This is a genomic window from Prevotella sp. P2-180 (assembly GCF_002251435.1).
Lineage (GTDB): Bacteria > Bacteroidota > Bacteroidia > Bacteroidales > Bacteroidaceae > Prevotella.
Map to the genome: position 1 here is coordinate 22,339 of NZ_NPJI01000042.1, position 6,238 is coordinate 28,576.

General features: G+C 39.7%; 6 protein-coding genes and 1 pseudogene. 4 read left to right on the forward strand and 3 right to left on the reverse strand.

Annotated features, from left to right (window positions below):
• The first annotated feature begins 9 nt into the window (after nt 1-9).
• Together CIK98_RS07485 and CIK98_RS07490 are read left to right on the forward strand one after the other, a co-directional pair.
• Nucleotides 10-552 carry a hypothetical protein gene (locus CIK98_RS07485; protein ID WP_141210460.1) on the forward strand — a complete coding sequence of 181 codons (543 nt, stop codon included), beginning with the start codon at nt 10-12 and terminating at the stop codon, nt 550-552.
• Nucleotides 553-556: 4 nt separating this feature from the next.
• Nucleotides 557-742, forward strand: a complete 186-nt coding sequence (locus tag CIK98_RS07490) for a hypothetical protein (protein WP_094383642.1) — start codon at nt 557-559, stop codon at nt 740-742.
• A gap of 198 nt (nt 743-940) precedes the next feature.
• On the opposite strand, the gene CIK98_RS07495 is transcribed toward CIK98_RS07490, so the two are convergent.
• Entirely contained in the window at nt 941-1,339 is a 399-nt protein-coding gene (locus CIK98_RS07495; protein WP_216358963.1) for a hypothetical protein, read from the reverse strand.
• Nucleotides 1,340-1,610: 271 nt separating this feature from the next.
• On the opposite strand from CIK98_RS07495, the gene CIK98_RS07500 reads away from it, so the two are divergent.
• Nucleotides 1,611-2,282, forward strand: coding sequence for a hypothetical protein (locus CIK98_RS07500; protein ID WP_094383643.1), 672 nt, complete (start codon nt 1,611-1,613; stop codon nt 2,280-2,282).
• Nucleotides 2,283-2,351: 69 nt separating this feature from the next.
• Here CIK98_RS07500 and CIK98_RS07505 read toward each other — a convergent pair whose 3' ends face one another.
• Both CIK98_RS07505 and CIK98_RS07510 read right to left on the reverse strand, forming a co-directional pair.
• Nucleotides 2,352-3,218, reverse strand: a complete 867-nt coding sequence (locus CIK98_RS07505) for an ATP-binding protein (RefSeq protein WP_141210461.1) — start codon at nt 3,216-3,218, stop codon at nt 2,352-2,354.
• 517 nt (nt 3,219-3,735) lie between these two features.
• A pseudogene (locus CIK98_RS07510) lies at nt 3,736-3,966 on the reverse strand (IS1380 family transposase); the annotation flags it as partial.
• A 449-nt stretch (nt 3,967-4,415) separates the two neighbouring features.
• On the opposite strand from CIK98_RS07510, the gene CIK98_RS07515 reads away from it, so the two are divergent.
• Nucleotides 4,416-5,870: an ATP-binding protein gene (locus CIK98_RS07515; RefSeq protein ID WP_094383645.1), complete on the forward strand. Its 1,455-nt coding sequence runs from the start codon at nt 4,416-4,418 to the stop codon at nt 5,868-5,870.
• Nucleotides 5,871-6,238 lie beyond the last annotated feature (368 nt).

A 6,238-nucleotide genomic window follows, 5' to 3' on the forward strand; every position in this document is an offset into this window, starting at 1 on the left:
GGAATGAATATGAATGTAAAATTTTATAGATTTATAGCCAAAGGGAATGACAAAAAAGGAGGAGTGCTATATTCTCCTAAAAGTTGGCCATATCCTATAGCGGTCGATGGACAAGAAGTAAAAAATTGGGAATCTCTTGTTGTTGAATTAAAAGACGGAATTTATAGACCATTTCAGTTATGTGTAGGCGGAGCCAATATGGTTAATCAAGATTTGAAAGACTTGTTGCAGTCTTTTATAGGTATTAATAATGACGTTGAATTTTTACCCGTTAGAGCTATAAGTGAAATATATGGCGAACAAACGTACTATATTATGCATTTTAAAAAGATTTTTAATGTCATAGATACTGAAAATACCTTATATGTTGAAGGGACAGACTCTGTTCTAAAATTGAAGCTTGACTATAATAAGGTAAAAGATTTAAAGGTCTTTAATTCACAGCCAGCTATAAATGATATTATCGTATCTGATGATGTTCGTAAAAGCATAAAAAAAAATAAGCTTGATTTAGGGTTGGACTTTATGCCTGTGTATTGTGGAGGGGAGTGATTATATGAAAGAGGATATAAGGCATTGGATTCAGCAAATCAATGATGAGACAATATTGCCATCTGATATTGTCGCATTCAATTTTGGACTTTTTGAATCTGAAGAAAGATACTGCATTTATTTGACAGGCTCAATATTTTATGATGAATCTGATGATGATTGGGCTTGTAATATAGGGATTGTCGTTTAATTCTTTCAGTCGTGGACGCATAGAGGTCAGCTTGGTATCTTGATGTTCCGTGCGACCAGTTTTAATTGCTTTTGGCTGGTATAACGGCACTCCAAAGTAGTGTATTTGCTACCTTTGCCGATAACAGATTAGGAGTTCTCTTCGGAGGACTCCGTCTTAATTCCTTTTCAGATGTCTCTTATGCCGCCTTGGTCTCTTTCAGCTCTGCCAGGTGGACGGCGTTTGCTGTGTGGATGCCGAAGAAGATGTACTGTATCTCTGTTTCATGTACGGTGTCCATGCATCCGCGAGTATGTTCTGCTGTTGCTGGATCTTCAGCTTGTCGGAAAGCTCGGAGATGATGTCATCTATCAGCTTGTAGTTCGTCAGGGGGCACAGAGGATTGACGTACACGTCGCAGAATATCTGATAGTGGACGTTGCCGTTCAACTGCTCCTGCAGTTTCGGGGCACTCAGCTGGGTGTACATCTTCAGGAACATCAGAGCAACTTTGCCCTCCGGGGAGAAGAAGGACTTCCGGCCACGCTTATGTACTGGATGGTTGCTCACCAAACCAAAGTTCACTGCCATCTCATGAAGAGGGAGAAGCCGTTTCATACGTCCAAGCTCGCTGTTTTCAAACGTAACTCGAAATAAATCATAAAAATCGAACCCTTCGAACGGAATTCGCTTGCTTATTCCAGAAATATGTTGTACCTTTGCCATCGTATCACTTTTGTGATTCCCCCACTTTGTCACTTTTCGAGGGTGATTGGGGGATTTTTCTTATCATCTATAAAGGTACATAATTTCTATCACATTGAGAAATAGATAGTTATAAATAATCTTAAAATTTAACGACACTCCCTAATTAAATATTATAAATCTTATGAAATTTGAAAACATTGTAAGTGATTGGCAAAAACAGTTCCCCTTTTTGTCTCAATATACGTCTTCAACCTTATATGCAGAAGCAGATATAATTTTAATAGGGCTGAGATTAGATAAAATTATGTCTAATACCTATCGGTTGATATTAGAAATTCTTCCTTTATGGATACAAGAAAAAAGAAAAATTAGTATTCCTGTTTTTAGTGTAGAATTATTCAATAAAAAGGGGGAACAATTTTTTATTAAATATCAATTGCATGAGTACTTATTTGAGGCAGCTGTCGAATGTGCAAATCAACAATTTGGTCTCATTTTGCGAGAGAACATTCGGGCAAATGACATATTCCGGTTAGTTGATTCTTTTTCATCCACTCTTATCACCAAGCATAATCCTATCAATTGGCATCGCTTGTTTGAACTCAAATTAGCTTTAGCTTTTTATTCAGGTGAAGCAGATTTAATTGATACTGTAAAAGCAGAAATTGAAAATGAAACGAAATATTGGAATGAAAAAGAATTTAATCACATGTTTATGAAATCGATTGAAGAATGGAAAAGTGATTTATATCAGAAAATGGAAAATAGAGAAACATTTATGAAACAAGTTCAGTTAAATATGGATGATAAAAAAATATCCAGATTGAAACGAATTCATATTATATTCGATTAGAATATTTACTACTGAATTATCTTAATTAGGGATTGTCGTTTAATTCTTTCAGTCGTGCACGCATAGAGGTCAGCTTGGTATCTTGATGTTCCGTGCGACCAGTTTTAATTCGTTTGCTATTTCTGTTCGAGTGTATCCGTCACGACGCGTACTAAGCAAGCGTACTATTTCCATATAAGACTCAGCATTCTTAAATAAAGAGTTGAAGAGCCTTTGGTATTCATTTTCCAGTTCTGGCTCAGCGGAAAAGAAGAGCGTATCTATATTGTCAGGGACATTCTTCTTTGCGTCAAGCAAACTCAAATAATAAGGTACACCACCAAGAACCATGTACGCCTGCAACACTGCAATTCTTGGCCAGCGGAATTTTCTGCTTTTGAGATATTCTTCTGTTTGCCCAAGAGAGAACGGACGGAGGTGCATGGTGTGAGTAGCACGTTTATGAAGCCCAGCTTTATTGTTAACGATATTACGCATCATCCATGATGTGGCAGAGCCGCATACCACAAAATATATATTGTCAATCCACGATGCACGGCTATTCCAGAACAAGTCTAATGCTGGCAGGAATCCTGAGCGATGGGTGTCAAAGCATGGCAGTTCGTCAATGAACACGACCAATCGACGTTTGCGATTCCTGTTCTTGCGTTCTAACAATTCTGCAAGTTGAGTAAAAGCCTCAATCCACGAAGTTGCCTTATTTCCTTTGTGACCATATCGTACCAACGCATTGTGGAAAGCCTCCATTTCCGTTTCTCGCGAACCGTCAATGACTCCAGTAGCATAAAAGTCAAACTGATCCTTAAAGAAACTTCGGATTAGGAAGGTCTTGCCGACACGGCGACGACCATACAATGCAATAAATTCACTCTTCCCCGACTCCATATGGTCAGTGAGTTTACCAAATTCCGCTTCTCTTCCAATAATCTTTTCCATCTGCTTCAACTCAAGTTATTATATCCAGGCAGGTATGATAGAAAAATCCACATCATGCCTAATTTGCTGTTGCAAAGATACAAATAATAATTGAAATCAAAAATATTTCGGGCGGAAACTTGAGATTATTTAATGTTTCCGCCCGAAATAAGGCTTCAAAAGCAACAATTGTATTGATTTCATCGTCTTTTGCACCTTTGTATTTGGGGTAATAATTCAAGGGTTATGTACTTTGGAGTAATCACGAGCTTTTAAAAGAACCAATAGCATGGGAAATAAATCATGAAATGCGGGCGGAAGTCGCGATAATTTGCATGTTTCCGCCCAAGATATGATAGAATAGCCAGGCAATGACAACGATGAGAAAGTATAGAATCAACTCATAGACTTACCCTGATTGATTAGATTGATTTGTTCCACTTTACCCGCGGATTCAACTAGCGAAGGCTAATTGTATAATATCTATTTTTAAAAGAGTCAATCCCCACTACAGCTACATCTGTGGGTGTGGGAAACTTTAGATATTCAGTTTATAGTGCCTTGCCGTCCTTATCCACTTTACGGGCACGCTGATGAACTTGAAGACGAAGGCTTTGATGCGGCTGGTTTTCTTCAGTCCGAAGGCTTTCGTGTCCAGCCTGCCCATGAGGAACTTGTAGAAGTTTCGTATGAGTGCTGTCAGCATCAGGAACACAGTGTTCTCTGCCATGAAGGACTTTGGCAGCCTTGCCCATCCGAAGCCATTGTTCCTCCACACAGTCGCCTCCACAGAAATAAAATCTGACATGGCAAAATCCTGAACAACTTTTTGTTGCTCAGGTACTTATAAAAAAGTTAAACTAAAGTGCTGCGGAATTTAGGATAATCTCAAATGTTACAAAAAATGAGGAGGCAGGACACGGACCTGTCCCCTGTCCCTTGGTTTGTAGTCGGGGCCATTTCCCTACAAACACAATGGAGGCTGCAAGCGGCATGGTAAATGCCATTTGCAGCCTCCATTGTTTATAACGGTCTGTTTCACTTGTAATACCATTTCCATACCCACCACACCTCGCTCCAAATCTATACTTTTTACCCTACATTTGGGCGAAATTCAGTCAGTTTTCGCCCAAATCTACACTTTTTACCCCATATTTGGGCGAAAATCGTTTGTTATATCAAAATTATTGTGTATCTTTGCACCAAAATACTATCTATATGGAAAGACTGATTGGAAGGACACTTGAATGCCGGGAATTGCAATGGGCAATGGATTCGCAACGCTCGGAACTGATAATCCTCTATGGCAGACGCCGTGTGGGAAAGACTTTTCTTGTGCGTCGCTTTTTCGATGACAAGTATAGTTTTCACTTTGTTGGAGCGCACAGGAAGAAGAAAGCCGAACAACTCAAAAATTTCCGTGAGGCATTGTCTTATTATTCCCATAATGATGATTTGCCCGAGATTGACAATTGGCATGATGCATTTCTGCTGCTTGGGCGTTATCTTGAATCCAACAATGAGAAGCGCAAGGTTTTGTTTTTCGACGAAATGCCTTGGATTGACAATCAGGGAAGCGAGTTTGTTGAAGAACTTGAGTACTTTTGGTCAAATTGGGTGCAGAATAGGGATGACATCGTGCTTATTGCTTGTGGAAGTGCTACCAGTTGGATGAAAGACAAACTGGAAGACAACCGCGGTGGTCTCCACAACCGTATCACGCATAGGATATATCTTCGCCCATTTTATCTGAATGAGTGCAAGGAGTATTTGATAGAACATGGTTTTGATTGGGATGAATATCAAATTATGCAATGCTATATGCTCTTCGGAGGAGTGCCGTTTTATCTGAGCCTCCTAAAACCATACATGAGCTTGCCTGAGAATGTTGACTCTCTGATTTTCAGAAGGGGAGGGGAGTTGAGTGGGGAATTCAATGAACTGTATAATGCACTCTTCAATAAGGCTGACCGATATATTAACCTCGTAAAACTGCTATCCACTCGACGTGAAGGATTCACCAGAAAGGAAATCGAGGCGACTACAGGATACAGTGGTGGTAGTCTGACAAAAATGTTGGACAACCTTGAACGATGTGACTTTACTGTCTCATACTCCCAATTCGGTAATAAGAGCAAGCTGACACTATATCGCCTTGCTGATTTCTTCACACTGTTTTATTTTAGATATGTGGAGAACAATCGAAGTCGCGACGACCAGTATTGGCAACATCATTTTATGGACAGAAGTGTGGAGTCGTGGGAAGGATTCTCTTTCGAGGAAATATGCCTTCGCCATCTGCCGCATATAAAGCAAGGGCTTGGTATTTCGGGTATAGCCACAGAGACGTCTGCATGGCGTTTCATTCCTCAGAAGGGAGATGAGAGGAAGGGAACGCAGGTTGACTTAGTGATCAAGCGTGTTGACAAGATTGTTCACCTTGTTGAGATGAAATTCTCCGAAAGCCCATATACTATTTCCAAGGAATATGAGGAGAAACTGAAATCCAGACGCACCTTGTTTATGGAGATGACGGGAATAAAGCGAGGGGTGGTTATTACGTTTGTCACCCCCGCAGGCGTGTCTCAAGGTCTCCACTCATCAATCGTCCACAGTCAGCTTGCCGCCAAGCATTTGTTTGCAGATATCTTATATCGGGGGATATGTCCTTAGCTTCCTTATGCGGAACAGGTACCACTGATTCGCGACAAATAACGAACCAACATACCAGTCCCTATGACCCCAGGAGCAATGGAATAACCTAAGACCGTTTAAAAGATAAGGGATAAAGTATTAGAAAAAGTTGAGTTAGCGTCTCATAATCATATTACTTTCATATGGTACAACAAATTAAAAGAGACGGAAAATTCCGTCTCTTTTAATTATTTGATACGCCCTTCTTTTCTGAGAAGAATGATAAATTTATTCCAACCTTCAGAACGCTTATCTGCATTTTGTTTTGTCTTTTCTAAATTCCAATAATTCGGATAATTATCGTTGAGATAGTATTTGCCATCATTGTCACAGAATAAGACCAAATC

Coding starts and splice junctions, on each gene's coding strand:
- CIK98_RS07485 (WP_141210460.1), top strand. CDS start 10: ATGAATGTAAAATTTTATAGATTTATAGCCAAAGGGAATGACAAAAAA.
- CIK98_RS07490 (WP_094383642.1), top strand. CDS start 557: ATGAAAGAGGATATAAGGCATTGGATTCAGCAAATCAATGATGAGACA.
- CIK98_RS07495 (WP_216358963.1), bottom strand. CDS start 1,339: ATGAAACGGCTTCTCCCTCTTCATGAGATGGCAGTGAACTTTGGTTTG.
- CIK98_RS07500 (WP_094383643.1), top strand. CDS start 1,611: ATGAAATTTGAAAACATTGTAAGTGATTGGCAAAAACAGTTCCCCTTT.
- CIK98_RS07505 (WP_141210461.1), bottom strand. CDS start 3,218: ATGGAAAAGATTATTGGAAGAGAAGCGGAATTTGGTAAACTCACTGAC.
- CIK98_RS07515 (WP_094383645.1), top strand. CDS start 4,416: ATGGAAAGACTGATTGGAAGGACACTTGAATGCCGGGAATTGCAATGG.